The organism is Pseudonocardia sp. ICBG1034, assembly GCF_020131375.1.
Taxonomy (GTDB): domain Bacteria; phylum Actinomycetota; class Actinomycetes; order Mycobacteriales; family Pseudonocardiaceae; genus Pseudonocardia; species Pseudonocardia alni.
Genome location: NZ_JAHLEK010000015.1, coordinates 488071 through 504074 on the forward strand (window position 1 = coordinate 488071; position 16004 = coordinate 504074).

Genomic DNA, 16004 nt, shown 5'->3' on the forward strand with positions numbered 1-16004 from the left:
CGACCCTACTTCGGATCGGCCCCGTCGGCCGTGGTGTCCGACACCGGGGAACCGACGGCCGCGCCGCCGGTGGGCGAGTTCTCCGCTCCGCCCGGCCGGTCCTCCGGCCGGCGCCGGGGGCTGGCCACGAACTGCCCGAGGGCGACACCCGCCGCCAGCGCGAGCCCGACGGCCAGCGCGATCGTGATCGTCACGAGCCCTTCGGAGGGGCCCTCGATCGCCAGCTGGTAGAAGCCGCGGTAGGCGGCGAGACCGGGCAGCAGCGGGGTGACCCCGGCCAGCGTGACGACCATCGGCGGGGTCTGGGTGCCCCGGCGCAGCAGGCCCGCCGCCAGGCCGACGACGAGTGCCGCGGCTCCGGTCGCGGGCACCTGTCCGAGCCCGGCGTTCTGCGTGAGCAGGCCGTAGACCAGCCAGCTCGACGCGCCGACCGCACCCGCGATCGGCAGTGACCGCAGTGGCGCGTACCCGGCGAGCGCGTAGAACGCGGCCGCCAGCGCACCCGAGACCAGCGACAGCCCGAACTGGCCCGGCCCGGACGGCAGGTCCCCGGACACCTCGATCTGGGTGCCCATCGCGAGCCCGAGCTGCAGCCCGAGCACGACGCCGGTCAGCAGCCCCGCCGACAGCAGCGAGATCTCGACCATGCGGGCGGCCGCGGTCAGGTAGTAGCCGGTCAGGGCGTCCTGCACGGTGGAGACCACGCTCAGCCCGGACAGCAGCACCGTGATGCCCGCCGCGACGACGTAGGACGCCCGGGTGCCCGGCGGGAACACCTCCAGCTGCACCAGCGCGACCGTCGAGGCGGTGACGAGGAAGCCGCCGACCACCTGCTGGAAGAACGCCGCGACCCCGCGCCGGGCCAGCAGCCGGCCGATCCGGTCGATGATCGCGGTCGTGACGAACGCCGTCGTCGCCGTCAGCGGACCGCCACCGAGCAGCAGGGCGATCGACGCGGCCAGCGCGGCCCAGCCGAACGTCGCCACCCAGCGGGGGTAGGGGTGCGGGTGCCGCACGACCTCCGACACCTTCGACGACGCCGCCCGCACGTCGAGCCGGCCCGCCTCGACGTCGCGGATGATCTCCTCGGTCTCGGCCAGCCGGGACAGGTCGAGCGTGCGGTAGCGGACCAGTCGCATCGTCGTCACCGGCTGCGCGGCGTTGCCCCGGTGGCAGCACATGGTGATCGAGGTGAACGTGATGTCCACGTCGACGGCGGGCAGACCCGCCAGGTTGGCCAGCCGCAGCATCGTCGCCGTGACCTCGTCGACCGACTCGCCGGAGGACAGCTCGATCTCACCGATCCGCATGCAGAGGTCCAGGACCTCCTGCACACGGGCGTCGTCGGGGACCTGCGGGCCGAGCATGAGCATCGGCACCGTCGACGGACCCGGGGTGAGCAGCCGTTTCGCGTCACGCCGCAGCGCGCCGCGCAGTCGCCGTGCGAACCGGTCGGCCGTCGGCGTCTCCTCGGCCACGATCCCTCCATTCCGTCGTGCGGGTCCGGTGTCGCCCACCAGGCTAGGGGCGGGCCGCCGGCCGGCGTCGGGGCGTCGGCCGACCTCACACCGTCCGACGGCCGGGCGGGGTGAGCGGTTGCGACGGAGGGGCGGGTTAGGCTGGGGACGCCCGCCGGTGTAGCTCAGTGGTAGAGCAACCGCCTTGTAAGCGGTAGGTCGTCGGTTCGATCCCGACCTCCGGCTCCACGCTCGACCTGCGGTTACTCCCGGACCGTCTCCGGTGGGACCGCTCGCATGACCCCTTTTGTGACCCACGTGAGCACCTACCGTGACCACATGGCCCCTCGTGACCAGCGCAGACGGAGCCCACGGGGCGCGATCGACGTCCTTCCCAGCGGCGCCCGCCGGGTGCGCGTGCACGCCGGGACCGATCCGGTCACGAAGAAGAAGCACCGGCTGGTCGAGGTCGTGCCGGCGGGGCCGGACGTCGAGGCCAGGGCCGAGGCGGTCCGCGCCCGACTGGTCCAGGAGGTCGCGGAGCGCCGGAACCCGCGGACAGCGGCGACGATCGAGCAACTCCTCGACCGCTACCTCGAGCAGTTCGGCGGCGCGGCGAGCACCCGGACGCTCTACCGCGGTTACGTGCGCAACCACGTCCTGCCGCTGCTGGGGACGGTCAAGGTGGCGCAGCTCGACCCCGAGACCCTGGACTCCTACTACGCCGAACTCCGCCGGTGTCGGGACCACTGTGACGGGTCCCGTCGGACCGACCACCGGACGAGGGGTCCGCACGACTGCGACGACCGGTGCGGACCGCACCGGTGCTGCCCGCTGTCCGCGTCGACGGTCCGGCACATCCACTTCATCCTGTCCGGCGCGTTCCGCAAGGCCGTCCGGTGGCGCTGGATCGCGACGAGCCCGATCGGCCAGGCGGAGCCACCGCCCGCGTCCAAGCCGAACCCGCAGCCACCCACCGCGGCCCAGGCCGCCGCGATCGTCTCCGCGGCCTGGGAGGACCCGGACTGGGGCGCGCTGGTCTGGACGGCGATGACGACAGGCGCCCGGCGTGGGGAGCTGTGCGCCGTGCGGTGGTCCACGGTCGTGCTCGACGAGGGGCGGGAGACCCTGTGGCTCCGCCGAGCGATCGCAAAAGGCGAGCACGGCCGGCCCGTCGAGGGCGCTCTCAAGACGCAGCAGCAGCGCCGAATCGCGCTCGACCAGGAGACCGCGACGGTCCTCCGGGAGCACCGCCGCCGCTACGAACGCCAGGCCGAGTCACTAGGGCTGGCCCCGAACCCCGATGGCTTCGTGTTCGGCCGTTCGCCGGACGGCGCGGACTTCGTCCTGCCAGACAGCGTGACGCAACGCTACGAGCGCCTGGCGAAGCGGCTGGGCATCGGGACGACGTTCCACAAGCTCCGGCACTACTCCGCGACCGAGCTGATTGTCGCGGGCGTCGACCTGCGGACGGTCGCCGGACGCCTCGGCCACGGCAGCGGCGGAGTGACGACGCTCCGGACGTACACGGCGTGGGTCTCCGAGGCCGACCAGCGGGCGGCCGTCGGAATCGGGGCCGGGATGCCGGCGCGACCGGTCGAGGGCGAGCCGGTAGTGCGTGCGCCGCGGCATCCCTACAAGCTCGTCGCCGCTGCGGTAGCGCGGCGGATCGAGGCTGGCGAGCTGGCCGCGAGAGAGCCGATCCCGACCGCCGAGGCGCTCGCGGCGGAACACGCGGTGTCGCTCTCGACCGCGCGGCGCGCGGTGGGCGTGCTGCGGGCCACCGGGTACATCGTCGAGGGGGCCGGCCGACCCCTGGTCGCAGCTCGCGCGCCGCACGCGCCACAGCAGCCGGAACTTGAGCCGTCGCCTGCTGTCTCTCCTGCACCGCTGGCGACCGCGTACTGGACGCTCACGGCCCGCGGGCCGGACGGTGTCCGATACCCGCCGCGAGTCGTGGCGGGCAGCCTGGCCGACCTCGACGGGTTCCGCGGCCACCTGCTCGGCATCGCCAGGATCGAGGACCCCGGCAACACCGACACCGGGGAGTCCTGGATCGGGCGCTACGAGCTGGAAGTCGCACCGGTGGACCCGGCGTCGCCGCTCGCTCCCATGACGCTGCGGTGGTAGCTGCTCACTACGGTTGGGCCGTGGCCGGTGCACCCAGCTCCCCGACCTTCGGGCGCGACTCGACGCTGCCTGTCCTGCGCGAGGCGTGTTGTCGGGCCGGCCTGCAGTCAGACGGGGCCGAGCTGCTCCGGCTCGGTGAGAACGCGATCTACCGCCTCGCCGGTGTGCCCGTAGTCGTCCGGCTCGCGCGGTCGGCGCAGCGGTGGCCCGATGCGGTGAAGGAAGTCCGGATGTCACGGTGGCTCTCAGAGCAGGGCGTCCGCGTCGTCCGGCTCGCGGGCGTTGAGGACCAGCCGTTCGACGTCGGTGAACACCCGGTGACGTTCTGGGAGCACATCGACGGTCGGCGGGGGCGGCCGAGCGACGTCGGGGACCTCGCCCGCATCCTGCGGTCCATCCACCAGTTGCCTGTCGACCAAGCGCCGGAGCTGCCGACGTTCGACCCGTTCGCCCGGGTCGTGCACCGCATCGAGCAGTCACCCATCCCGGACGACGACCGGGCGGTCCTCGCACAGATCCTGGACGAGGTTCGGGTTCAGCTCGGTGACTTGGAGTTCCCGCTTGCCCCTGCAGTGCTGCACGGAGACGCACACGTGCAGAACCTGATGGTTCCGGCTGATGGCCGGCCGGTTGTCATCGACCTGGAGAACATGGCGCTCGGGCAGCCGGAGTGGGATCTGAACGTCACGGCTGCCGAGTACCTGACAGCAGGCTTCTGGACCGCCAAGCAGTACAGGGAGTTCGTGGATGCCTACGGGTTCGATGTCACCAGCTGGTCGGGCTTCAAGATCCTTCGGCCAGTGCAGGCGATCGAGATGACGACGTGGCTGATGCAGAACATCGATGAAGCACCGAAGATCAGGGCCGAGTACGAGCGGAGAATCCGGACTATTCGGACTGGGAGAGACGAGCGAGACTGGAGTCCGTTCTAGACGTTCATCCAGGTCAGGGGTGGTACGGAACGAGCTGACGCGGTGGCGTCCCTCAAGGTTGAGGTCTGAGGGGCGCCACCCGGGTCACCGGAGGCGACGGCTCGTAGCCTCGGCTTCTGTGCAGCTCGGCGAGGAACCGGCCATGGAGGCCGGGGGCGACGAAGTACGGGAGACCTCGGTCGTCGAAGGCGGCGAGCACCGCGACCGGGCCCTGGACGCCGGGCGGTCCGAGGATGACCTCGCGGCCACGGTGGCCCGGGCGCAGGCGGCGCTCGCAGAGATCGCCGCACGAGAGGTCGAGGACGCCAGAGCGGAGCAGGACCCGGATCACGCGCAGCGGCGCGAGCAGCTCGCCCAGTGGGCCGCGGCCGACGAGGTTGAGCGAGCCGCCATCGACGGGCGGGCCTGCGGGGACGAGCCTTTCATCGCATAACCCTGTCCGGGGGACTGGTGATCACCGGCTGTATCGCGCTGGGATATCTCAAACACGCTCCCGCCACACGAGGTGCTCCATGGACCAGGATGACCCGGACGCCACCGAGCGCTTCCGTCCCATCCCGAGGCATCAGCCGCCGCCGGGCGCTCCTGGGCGCGTCCACGCGGCAGGACGGGACCTGTGGGCCCGTTCCGTGCGCTGCCCTGGGTACGGCAGAAGCAGATCGCGGCGATCGCCGTGGTTGCGGCTCTCGCGCTCGTCGGCTCGGTCCACACCGTCGCGAAGGGCGTGGGCGACGGACCCGGGAGCTCCGGCTCGGTGTCATCGGGCACGACCCCGCTGGGATGCACGGCCCAGCCCGGCACCATCGTCTACGAGGACACGTGTGCCGGGCGGCAGGTGATGCGCCGGCTCTGTGGCTTCACCACCGACGATGTATCTCAGACCGGCATCCGCAGCGCCACGACGACGCTCGTGGCCCGGGACTTCGGGTCCGGCGGGACGCCGCTCGGGTCGTTGCAGTTCAACTTCAGCGAGTCCGGCGTGTTCGATCACGTCAAGGCGTACTGCCTGATCACCCGAAGGCCGGGCGTTGTCAACGCCCACATCTCCGCAGCGATGTGGATGACCATGACGAGCCCTGGCTCGTCTGACCTTCTTCCCGTCGAGCTCCGCTGACGAGAAGCGGCGCCTCGGTGCAGGCCAGACGAATCTCAGCTACGCCCGGTTCGGTGGGCGTCCACGTCATGTCGCCGAGTACGAGCCTGGACCGCGGGGAGGTCCACGGCCTGCCTCCGGCAGGACCTCCGGTCGGGGCCTCGGTTCTGGACAGAAGGGGCGCCCCTGACCATCACGACGGCATCCGGAGGACAGCACGCCCACCGCGGGACCCGCAAGCCTGGGCAGGTCGGCGGCGGCTGCACGGGGTGGTTGCGGGCCCCACGGCGGCCATGCTCGCGCTGCGCGTGCCGACGTGACGGACAGGGGCTCAGCAGGGTTCACACCGCGGGCCGCGGACGGTCACTGCAGCTTCGTCCAGGTGCAGCCGCCGTTGAACTTGATGAACTCACCGTCCGCGACGGTCACCGAGGACGGACCGTCGGTCAGGTCGTTCGAGAGGATCGACGATGAGTCACCCGAGTCGTCGCTGAGCCGCGCCTGGTAGCAGCTCCGGACGCCCGGAACCGGGCCCGTCGTCTTGTACCGGCCAGCCTCGAGGTCGACTCCCACCTCGTAGGTGCCGTCCGACGCGGAGGTCGCCGGACCGGCCGGCACGGACGCGGACGAGCTGCCTGCCTGGACCGGTGCGGCAGACGAGACCAGCGGGAACGTGTACTGCGGGCACAGGTTCTGGTGGGCGGCGTCGATCATTACGCCCGCGACCTGGGGGCCGAACTTCGTCGCTCCGAACTCCGCGACCAGGTCGTCGCGGCTGTACGACTGGTACGCCATCACCTCGCAGGCGCCCCGCCCGATCGCGATGGTGTCCTGGTCGCTCATGGAGCTGGTCAGGCCCGGGGTGTCGAGGATGTCTGCGAGGTAGGCCTGCTCCGGCGTCGCCGCAGGGGCGGCCGCCGCGGGCTCGGCGACCGCGGTGTCGCTCGGAGCGCTGGTGGCGGACAGGGCGACACCAGTGATCGCAGCGAGGGCGAGCACCGAGGTCACAGCGACCCACGGCCAGATGCGGCGGTTCTTCGACCGGGCGGGGGCCGCACCGGCCGGGGCCGGGGTCCTCGGCGCGGGGATATGGGCTGGCGTGGTGGCGCGCTGCTGCTGCGACTGCCACTGCTGGAAGCGGGCCCACTCCGCCTGCTGCTCCGGCGTCATCGTCGCCCACGTCTGCCGATCCATGTCCCCGACCTCCGCTAACCGGACGAGCCGTTGTTGACCCGTTCAGCCGCTGCTTCGAAAGCGATCATGAGGGCGTTTCGACGCCTCATCACTCTTGATGACCGCCCCTCACCAACGAGCTGACGCACGGGGCACGGGCCAGACCGACCATGACGCGACGGCCCTCGCCGGCCGGTAGAGTCCCCACCTGGTCGCGCTTCCCCCGCAGCCGTCATCGATCCACGACGTGCACGGGGGGAGTCCATGACCGACACACGCGAGCCGATGCCGCTGCACCGCGCCCAAGCAATCCTGCGAGGCAACGCGGGAGTGACGACCCCCGAAGACCGGCGGACCGCCGCGCTCGTCGTCCTGCGGGCGATGGAGCAGCTCCAGCTGGTGGAGGTACTTGCCCGGCGGTTCGTCGACGCCACCGACGGCGACACCCGCGACCGCGCCCTACGGCGACTCCGCGAGACCTTCGAGCGGCGCTGAGTTCGGAGCTTCGCTCGTCGTGGACGCAGGTCACGCCACTGAGACGGGCGGCTCTGCGTCCCACGGCGCAGGTATGTTTTCCAGCTCCTCGCTGAGAGCCAGGATCCGAGCGCGCTTCGCGGACCACGCCCACACCGCCGCGGCGGCCAGGACAACGAAGACGCGGCTCAGCGAGATTGGGGACCGGCGTCAGTAGCTCCAGCGCTTCGTGGTGACGGAGTAGGCTGACTGGCCGAGCACCTTCGCGTAGCAGGTGTCCGGTGTGAATCCCCTCTGTCGGCACCATCTGTTTACCCTGTCAGGTGAGGAAGTCGCTTGGGACGGGACGACCGTCACCCAGAACGTGCCCGGCGCGGTGAAGGTGGCGTAGTCGTCGCTGTTGAGAAGTACCGCGTCGTACCGGCTCCGTAAGCCGCTGTGATCGCGCCAGATGTCGGTTTCCCCGTAAACGATCCCGTCGGCGTACATGCCGACGCTCTTGGAGCTGATCTGTGGCACCCACGAACCTTCAGGCACGGAGCTGCGAATCGTCGCCTCGTCGCTCGCAGCCTGTTGAGCGAGCTGGGTACCGGGATCTGCAAGCGTCGTGGAGGGCGAGTTTGGCGGGTAGTGGGGTGACACGTTGCCCTGCTGCGGGACGGCTGGACTGACTTGGCCCTGGGGACCGGCTTCCGACACACCGGATCCGGGTAGGACAACCAGGAGCACGGTTCCGACACTAAGGATCAGCACTAGTGCGATGGCACCGACGACGAGCAGCGCTAAGCCCATTGACGAACGGGTGGTCGGCGGAGCTGGTGGTGGCATCCACTGCTCCGGCTCGGCGGTCGGCTGCGGTCGGTCTTCCGGTGGCAGGGCGAAGCCAGCCCAAGACGTCGACCCGGCAGATGCGGCGGTAACCGAGCCGTACGTTGAGGTGTGGGGTCCTGAGTGAGCAGCCCCGAACACTGTCTCGGGTAATGGCGGCACAGGCGGTCTGTAGAGCTCCGGGGGACGGAACTCGGTGGGTGGCGGGACATCAGCCCCTGCATAGCCCGGCATAGGGGGCGGCTCCGGGAACATCGACCCGTTGTAGTCCGACACTGACTCCCCTTCTGCTCGGCTCGGGCGAAGCGCCCGGTTCCGATTGTCGAGTCGTCCGTGCGGCAAGCGACGCTACGGGTCCAAGCGTTCTGGATGTCACAGACGTAGCGAGATCCCCAGAATTGGGGATCCTCCGTGCAGGGACAGGCTGTAGGCCGAATGGGCGGGTACGGGTTCGTAACACCGGGCGACCAGCTGCCGACCACTGCAGTCAGATGCGCCGTCGGTTTCGCCAGCGGCTAGAGTCGTGCAAGGGAGTGTGCGTGACTGTCCCGAGGTTGAACCCGCCGGACCTGCCCGACGAACGAGCCAGCCAGATGGACCGCCTTCGCGAGACGACGCGTGCGCGGACCACGATGCCCGCAGACGACCCGAAGGGTGATCTGGCGGTGCGCCTGTTCCGGGCGCCGGAACGGTGGGGCTGGGAGTACGTGGAGCCGGCGGCGATCACGCCTTACCCATATCTCGACCAGGTCCCGGAATGGGCCGAGCCGCTGCCGCCAGATCTCAGCGCAGAACACTATGCTCTCGCCCACGCTCGCGCCCAGCTCCGCAGGCGGCTCGGCATTGCTGGGGGGCTCGCGCTGGTTGGTCTTCTGATCATCGATGCCTCGACGGTGCCGGTGGCGCGGATGTTCGGGGTGCTCCTGTTGTCTGGCGGCATCGGGATAGGGGCGTGGGCGGGATGGGCCGTCGTGGCCCCGAAGCGGCGAATGCGGAAGCTAGAGCAGCAGGCGTATGCCTACCGGGAGGCCGTGGTCCAGAACTACCGGGAGGTGCGGGCGCGGTGGGGCGAGCAGATTGCGCGGCACGACGCGAGTGAGCGGGAGCGGGTCGCCACCGCCCCGTTGCTGTTCCCGATCGTCCCTCAGGCGGCCGCCCGGGTCGACGTAGTCGGCGGCACCGCCAAGGGTTGGGCTGCGCTGCTATCGACGATGGGAAGCTCAGTGCTCGCGCAGGGCAGCACCGTGCTCGTGCTCGACCTCAGCGGGCAGGATGTCGCTGCGCCGCTGGTCGATCTCGCTGCACAGATCGGCGGGGCGACTCAGACGGCGCTCGTTCCAGCAGACTTGGACCGGCCGTGGCTGCTCGGCGGCCTGGAGGCGCGTGAGTTCGCGGACGTCCTCGCCGGGGCCATGGACTCCCAGCGTGGCCGAGGTGGTGCCGTCGATCTCAAGGCGATGGACGTCGAGCTGATCCAGACAGTCGTCCGCTGCCTGTGCGGTCCAATCACGTTCGAGAGGCTCGCCGCCGGCCTGCGAGTGCTGCGTACGACCGCAGAGGACGGCGAGACGGCCCTGACCAGGACCGAGGTTGCCGCGCTTACCGAGCGGATCGACTTGATCGACCGCAGCGAGCGGATGCGCGACGAGATGAGGTTCGTCGAGTCCCAGCTCAAGGTTCTGGCCGACAGCGAGCAGAACGCCGAGAGCAAGGGCGGCTCGGCGACGGCACTGTGGCCGGACAGCGGGCTCGCCCTAGTACGCAGCGACGAGCACGACACTTCGCGGAAGACATTCGTGGACCGCGTGCTGTTCGGCGCAGTCGCCCACCACCTCGCGACGACGCGGCCTTCCTGTAACGACCCGATGCTGGTCGTCGCCGGTGCCGACGAGATTGGCCGGGACGGCCTGGAGAATATGGCGCGCAAGGCATCGCGGGTCGGGGTGCGGCTGGTCTACCTGTTCGAGCACCTGCGCGACGACGCCGAACAGCTACTCGGTGGCGGCGACAGCGTCGCGGTCCTGATGCGATTGGGCAACGGACGGGAGGCTGCCACGGCAGCCGAGTTCGTCGGGCGCGGCTTCTCGTTCCAGCTCAGCCAGCTCTCGCGCCAGCACGGACGCAACGAGACGACCGGCACGAACAGCAGCACCACACACACGACGGGTGGATCGGAGTCGGTCACCGAGGGCGGCTCGCAGACGGCCGGACGGTCTGGCCGCAACTGGTCGGAAAGCGCGTCCGAGTCCTGGAGCAAGACAGTGACTGACACCTGGAGCGCTGCGCAGAGCACCGGGAAGAGCTTCTCACAGGGTTGGTCGGAGACTGATGGATCGGTAGTGCAACGGTCCTACGAGTTCCGGGTGGAGCCCACCCAGATCCAGACGCTGGAACCGACTACGTTCCTCGTCGTCGACTCGGGGCCGGAGGGCAGGCGAGTGAGGATGGCGGACTGCTTCCCCGGCGCGGTGTTCGTGCCCCGGATCAGCTCGTGGTCGCGGTGACCGTGCAGGACATCGACCTTTTCCGCCTCCTCGTTACGCCGCGCCCACCGCGCCCCGGGGACGGCGACGATCCGACGCCCGTGCACCTGTCGGCCGCAATGACGGCGACACATGCTGCGTTCGGCTCAACACAGGACGCGCTCGTCGTCGCCGGTCGTCTGCGTGCGCCAGGGCAGCCGGACGTTCAGATTGTTCTGGGCGGGCGGCCATGGTTCCCACCCGCCGTGGGGACGGACGCGGCTAGGGACACCAGCGACGTTCCGGTGCTCTGCCCGCCCGGCGCGCGCGGGGTTCCGCTCGCGTCGGGTGCACTTGAGGAGATGACCAGCCTGCTCGGTTGCTGGGTCGCGTGCACTGGGCAGGACGACCCGCTCTGGCTCCCAAACGATGCCGGCCCGCCGGCGTCCGACACGCGAGGGTCGTTCGACGACTACGTCGCACACCTGCACGGCGGGTTCGGCTGGATCGTGCTGGCCGAGCCGGTCCCGGCGACCGAGCTGGAGGACGAGCTGACGGTCCTCGCGGCCGAGGTGCCGCAGATGCGAAAACGGGAGAACTCGGAGCGGCATCGCGTCGAACTCGCCAGGGCCGAGTCGCGCTACCGCGAGCTGTCCCGCGCGCGGGTGACCGGGATGTGGCGGGTCCGTGTGCTAGTCGGCGGGGAGACAACTGCAGAGGCCCGTACGGCCGCAGCGCTCCTGTGCAGCGCGGGGGAGCTGGAGCGGCTGCCTTACGTTCTGGTGCCCGGCACCGACGTGCTGGGTTTCAGCGACGCCGCGGGGAAGTCCGTCGAGTCCGGCGCGGCGCGGTCGCCGTTCCTCGCCTCGTCGGAGCTCGTCGCGGCACTCGCCCGACCACCCGCGCGCGAGCTGCCGGGAATCCGGCTGGCCGACCGGCCGACGTTTGACGTGACCCCGGAGCTGCCAGGCAGCGGCGTGCCGCTGGGACGCGTACTTGATGGGGCAGGACGGCCCGCGGGCGAGTTCACGGTGCCGACAGACACGCTGAACCGGCACGCGTTCGTCTGCGGCGCGACCGGGTCAGGCAAGTCGCAGACGATGCGCGCGCTGCTCGAAGGCCTGACCCGACAGGCGAGCATCCCGTGGCTAGTTATCGAGCCAGCCAAGGCGGAGTACGCACGGATGGCCGGGCGGATCGCCGGCGTCAACACGGTCACGGTGATCCGTCCCGGGGCACCGGACGTCCCACCCGCGTCGCTGAACCCGCTCGAACCGGAACCCGGGTTCCCGCTGCAAAGCCACGCCGATCTTGTCCGCGCACTGTTCCTTGCGTCATTCGACGCGCACGAGCCGTTCCCACAAGTGCTGTCACGGGCACTGTCCGAAGTTTACGCCGAGTCCGGTTGGAACCTCGTCACGGATGAGCCGCGTCCGCGGTACAAGCCTAAGCTTCGTCGTTCCGATCCAGATGTGGAAGCGACTCCCCGCTACCCGACGCTTGGCATGCTCCAGACTGCCGCGTCCCGGGTTGTAGCTGGGATCGGCTACGGCAAAGAGATCACCGCCGATGTTCGTGGCTTTGTCGACGTTCGGATGGGAAGCCTTCGTGAGGGGCGACCCGGCCGGTTCTTCGAGGGTGGTCATCCGCTCGATGTCGAGAAACTGTTGGACGGCAATGTCGTGCTCGAACTCGAAGACATCACAAACGACCAGGACAAGGCCTTCCTGATCGGTGCGGTCCTGATCCGCGTCGTCGAGCATCTCCGTGTACGCGGCCCGCGCACCGGTCTGCAGCACGTGACAGTAGTCGAAGAAGCACACCGGCTACTGCGCAACGCGTCCGACGGTCCTGCAGCGGCCGCCGTCGAGCTGTTCGCCTCCTTACTGGCCGAGATCAGGGCGTATGGCGAGGGTGTCGTCGTGGTGGAGCAGATCCCGTCGAAGATCGTTCCCGATGTCGTCAAGAACTCCGCGCTCAAGGTCCTGCACCGATTGCCATCAGCCGACGACCGCGACGTTGTCGGGTCCACGATGAACCTCCAGCCTGAGCAGTCCGAGCAGGTCGTGGCCTTCGCCCCGGGCGTCGCCGCAGTCACCGTTGACGGGATGGACAGGCCGGTGATGCTGCGCGTGCCGCCTGGCGAGGGCGTGGAGAGTGCCGACGGAGCGGTGCGTGTCGCGCCGCTGGCTGGCACGCGCAGCCCGCTGTGCGGTGACGCGTGCCGTTCCTCACCATGCACCCTTCGCGCCATATCCGACGACGCCGACGTGGCGGCGGCGCCTGGTCCTGTCATGTGGGTCGAGCTGGTGACGCTGTCGGTGCTGACTGGCGAACCCCCTCCGCGCCCGGCGCCGTCCGTGCGCGCCGCGCTCGTCGACGACGGAGAGCGCCGGCGACGCTGCCGACTCGTGGGCGCTGTAGAACGCAGCATCGGGTCCCGCAGTCCCGAACTCCGCGACTGGGTCGACCTCGATGATCTCCGTGAGTATCTCTTGTCCACGATGGACGCGCTGCTGGATGGTGCGACGCTGCCCGGCGACTGGCTGCGGTTTACAGCAGGCTTCTTTCGATGGGACGTCGTCCGCGAGGCTCTGCGTTCGAATGGTGACTGGCCTGTGCATCCGCACACCGAGGCGTGGGCGGACCTCGGAATCGTTCTTCCCGGCCCGACCCGCGCGGAGCAGCTCGCCCAGCTCAAGGCGCATCCGAGCTATCGCGACGGCGCGGAGCAGGTCGTACTCGGTGACCCGGCACGCTCGGGTCTGACTGAGGCTCTGCGGGTGTCGTCCGGCGGCGACGATGAGAACGCGGTTCGTCGCGCGGTGTGGTTGTGGTGCGGGTCTGCTGTCTCGGCGACGTTTCCTCGGCTGGTGGCCGATCTGCTCGACGAGCGACGGAAGGTGAACTGACATGCCCACAGATGCTCAGACGGCGGCGGCGAAACCACCGGACCCGCCTCCACCATCGCCTCCACCGGAAGAGTCGCGCAACCAGGGCCGGGCTGACCGGGACAGCCTGCAACCAACGCCGGAGCTCCAGAAGGGCCTCGACGACTTCTCAGCTCGTAAAGAGGTCGGCCAAGCATCGGGGGAGCTGGTGAACCCGGCGAACCGGCCGACGGACAGGGGTCATGAACCGAAGGAGGGCTTCCAGAGGGGTCTGGAAGATTTCCGCGCGCGTAAGCAGGAGGGGCAGGAGTCCGGGCACCTGGTCGACTTCTCGAAGCCGCAGCAGGCGGAACAGCAACCACAGCAGCGGGACCAGCAGCCTGATCAGCCGTCGCAGCAGGCGTCCGCTGGGCAGGAACCGGTAGGACCGTCGGACGAACGCGACATCCGACCGGAGACCGACCGCTTCGTTCCGGATCGGCCCAGCCCGAATGATCTCGTCGAAGATGAAGGTCAGGACCACCTCCTGACCACCGATCCTGATGAGTCCGACGGATCGTCCTTGGCCGACCGCCTCGAGGTGCCTGACGTTCCTGAGCCACCTGACCGGCCAGACGCCCCCGACGCCGCTAGGACGATGGATGTCTCCGAACCGCCGCACGAGTCGTTCCCGCCCGAGCAACGGAGCCAACCGGACTCGCCTGAGCTGCCGGACGGCACCGAGCACCTCGTGACCCGTGATGGGGCGGAGAGCCCGGCCGGCGAGCCCCCGAACGTTGGTCCGGACGCGGCGGATCTAGGCAACTCGGTCCCGCCGGAGCAGCTCGACGCCCCCAACGAGCCAAGTGTCCTGGAAGTGGTGGACGGCCACGGTCCTCCGGGGACCGAGGACGATCACGACGTTCCGGCCACGGAGGAGATGCCATCGGCTGAGATGGTCGAGAAGTACGTTGACCCACTGGGGGACCGGCCCGAGCCCGACCCTGACCGACAGGCGGCTGCCCGCGAGGCTGACCCGTTCTACCGCGAGGTCATGTTGACGAAGAGCGATGTCAGAGAAATTGAGGAGGACGTCGACGACCGCATCACGGCAGGAGAGGCCCGTCCGGAGGATCGGGACCGCCTCGTCATGGAGGGTCGTAATGCGCGGTTCGAAGAGAAAGCACGGTATGGCGAGTTCTTCTCGCCGGACATCCAGGGACGTCGGGAAGCGACAGACCGCAACGCCACGTCCCCTCAGTGGTACGAGGACTTCGCGGAGAGTCAACTGTTCGAGGTGCGACCGACACCGGGAACGACATACTACGGCGGCCGGGCTGCGCCGCAGGGACCTGCACAGGGGGTCGGAGCGGATCTTATGGGCGGCGGCGACCAAGTCTTCATCCCGCGGGGCGGAGACCGAGAGAACTGGAGCGTTCGCCCGGTAGCGCGCGACGCCGCCGAGGCTGAGCGTCTGGGTGACGACTGCGTAATCGGATACGACGAGAGCGGTGAGCTGCGCGAACCCTCGCCTAACGCGCACCAGGATGATGATCACGTCCGAGACCACCACGCTTGGGAGGGTGACCCGTTCGGTGAGGACGGTCCGGACCAGGAAGGACAGCGTACGGTCGAGAAATTCGCAGGCTCGCTGTACGAGCGGAGGACGGCCTCCGACGACGCGCCGACGTCATTGCAGCCCGGGTCGGGCAACGGCGGCGGCTCGGATCAGGACAGGGGGTCGCACCGTGCCGGCGACGGCTCCGCAAAAGCTGGCCCCCCGGGTGACGACGCCGACTCGTCGCGGGACGGGACGAAAGAGAAGCTGAGCCCGACCGACAACGGACGGACGGTCGAACGCGGTAGCAAGTCGCCGTCCGAATCCACCGACAGCACTGACTCCGGCGATGGGCTGCAAGACAGATTGGGCGGCCTACGGAGGGCCGTTGACAGGGCTAAGGCCTATGCCAAGGAAGGATCCAAGGAGGTCTTGCCCGAAGTGATCAGCGATGCTCTCAATCTTGGCCTACCCCCCGGTCCCGGCCGCGACGCTGCCGTCGCGACGGTGCAGGACATCAGCTACCTCCGTTACTGGATTCCCAACAACGCCCGTCGTATCCGTGGGCACTTCGATGACTGACCTCGACCAAATGTCCCGAATGCGTGTCCCCTAACCCGCCTGAACGGGGCTATGTGATGATCAGTAGGTGTGGCGCCGTACGGTTCTGACCGATGACAGCTAGGCCCGAATCGAGCTGTTGCAGCCCTCGTCGGGCGGAAAGCCGAGGCGGCCGCTCGCCGAGCACCTCAAGGTGTCATCGCTCAGGCGACCCACCCTGACCTCCCACTCCTCTAGATTCGTCACAACCGTATGACGCTCTTAGTGCTGGGCGCGATGTCCGAGTGAATGCTGGAAAAGACATCCTCCACACTGAGACCCGGATCAAGGGCGGCGCTCTTGGCGGACTGGCCAAGCTTCTTGATTTCGAGTGGATCTACCACACGAAAACTGAGCCAGTTCCGCATCCGGCCAGTAGCCCGCCTGAGGACAAGTCGAACACTGATCAAAGCGAGCAGGGCGGAGC

The 16004-nt window shown here is 69.2% G+C and carries 11 protein-coding genes and 1 tRNA gene; 9 read left to right on the plus strand and 3 right to left on the minus strand.

The features are described from left to right. Positions 1 to 5 precede the first annotated feature (5 nt). On the minus strand, positions 6 to 1478 hold the full coding sequence (locus KPF22_RS03945) for a threonine/serine exporter ThrE family protein (RefSeq protein ID WP_208822995.1): 1473 nt from the start codon (positions 1476 to 1478) through the stop codon (positions 6 to 8). A 153-nt stretch (positions 1479 to 1631) separates the two neighbouring features. On the opposite strand from KPF22_RS03945, the gene KPF22_RS03950 reads away from it, so the two are divergent. From KPF22_RS03950 to KPF22_RS03970, 5 genes are all read left to right on the plus strand, one after another. Next, a tRNA-Thr gene (locus KPF22_RS03950) sits at positions 1632 to 1706 on the plus strand. A 90-nt stretch (positions 1707 to 1796) separates the two neighbouring features. Next, entirely contained in the window at positions 1797 to 3587 is a 1791-nt protein-coding gene (locus KPF22_RS03955) for a tyrosine-type recombinase/integrase (RefSeq protein WP_224401251.1), read from the plus strand. Between the two features lie 20 nt (positions 3588 to 3607). Then, positions 3608 to 4519 carry a phosphotransferase enzyme family protein gene (locus KPF22_RS03960; RefSeq protein ID WP_224401252.1) on the plus strand — a complete coding sequence of 304 codons (912 nt, stop codon included), beginning with the start codon at positions 3608 to 3610 and terminating at the stop codon, positions 4517 to 4519. Positions 4520 to 4637: 118 nt separating this feature from the next. After that, positions 4638 to 4952: a hypothetical protein gene (locus KPF22_RS03965; protein ID WP_224401253.1), complete on the plus strand. Its 315-nt coding sequence runs from the start codon at positions 4638 to 4640 to the stop codon at positions 4950 to 4952. A 183-nt stretch (positions 4953 to 5135) separates the two neighbouring features. Next, complete coding sequence (locus KPF22_RS03970; RefSeq protein ID WP_224401254.1) at positions 5136 to 5633, plus strand: hypothetical protein; 498 nt, start codon at positions 5136 to 5138, stop codon at positions 5631 to 5633. Between the two features lie 342 nt (positions 5634 to 5975). Here KPF22_RS03970 and KPF22_RS03975 read toward each other — a convergent pair whose 3' ends face one another. Next, complete coding sequence (locus KPF22_RS03975; RefSeq protein ID WP_224401255.1) at positions 5976 to 6806, minus strand: DUF732 domain-containing protein; 831 nt, start codon at positions 6804 to 6806, stop codon at positions 5976 to 5978. Positions 6807 to 7049: 243 nt separating this feature from the next. Between KPF22_RS03975 and KPF22_RS03980 the strand changes: the two genes are divergently transcribed. Further along, complete coding sequence (locus KPF22_RS03980) at positions 7050 to 7280, plus strand: hypothetical protein (protein ID WP_224401256.1); 231 nt, start codon at positions 7050 to 7052, stop codon at positions 7278 to 7280. A gap of 189 nt (positions 7281 to 7469) precedes the next feature. Here the strand turns inward: KPF22_RS03980 and KPF22_RS03985 are convergent, their stop codons facing one another. Beyond that, positions 7470 to 7778 (minus strand): hypothetical protein, encoded by a 309-nt coding sequence (locus KPF22_RS03985; protein WP_224401257.1) that lies wholly within the window; start codon positions 7776 to 7778, stop codon positions 7470 to 7472. Positions 7779 to 8641: 863 nt separating this feature from the next. Between KPF22_RS03985 and KPF22_RS03990 the strand changes: the two genes are divergently transcribed. The 3 genes from KPF22_RS03990 to KPF22_RS04000 are packed head-to-tail and all read left to right on the plus strand — an operon-like array spanning position 8642 to position 15559. Further along, positions 8642 to 10591, plus strand: coding sequence for a hypothetical protein (locus tag KPF22_RS03990; protein ID WP_224401258.1), 1950 nt, complete (start codon positions 8642 to 8644; stop codon positions 10589 to 10591). Further along, complete coding sequence (locus KPF22_RS03995; protein ID WP_224401259.1) at positions 10579 to 13461, plus strand: ATP-binding protein; 2883 nt, start codon at positions 10579 to 10581, stop codon at positions 13459 to 13461. Before KPF22_RS03990 ends, KPF22_RS03995 begins: the two co-directional genes overlap by 13 nt. Position 13462: 1 nt before the next feature. Then, a complete protein-coding gene (locus KPF22_RS04000; RefSeq protein ID WP_224401260.1) occupies positions 13463 to 15559 on the plus strand; it encodes a hypothetical protein in 2097 nt (698 codons plus the stop codon). Positions 15560 to 16004: the final 445 nt, after the last annotated feature.

What these genes read in the sequence shown, in the direction of transcription:
- KPF22_RS03975 (WP_224401255.1), bottom strand. Translation starts at nt 6,806, where the DNA reads ATGGATCGGCAGACGTGGGCGACGATGACGCCGGAGCAGCAGGCGGAG.
- KPF22_RS03980 (WP_224401256.1), top strand. Translation starts at nt 7,050, where the DNA reads ATGACCGACACACGCGAGCCGATGCCGCTGCACCGCGCCCAAGCAATC.
- KPF22_RS03955 (WP_224401251.1), top strand. Translation starts at nt 1,797, where the DNA reads ATGGCCCCTCGTGACCAGCGCAGACGGAGCCCACGGGGCGCGATCGAC.
- KPF22_RS04000 (WP_224401260.1), top strand. Translation starts at nt 13,463, where the DNA reads ATGCCCACAGATGCTCAGACGGCGGCGGCGAAACCACCGGACCCGCCT.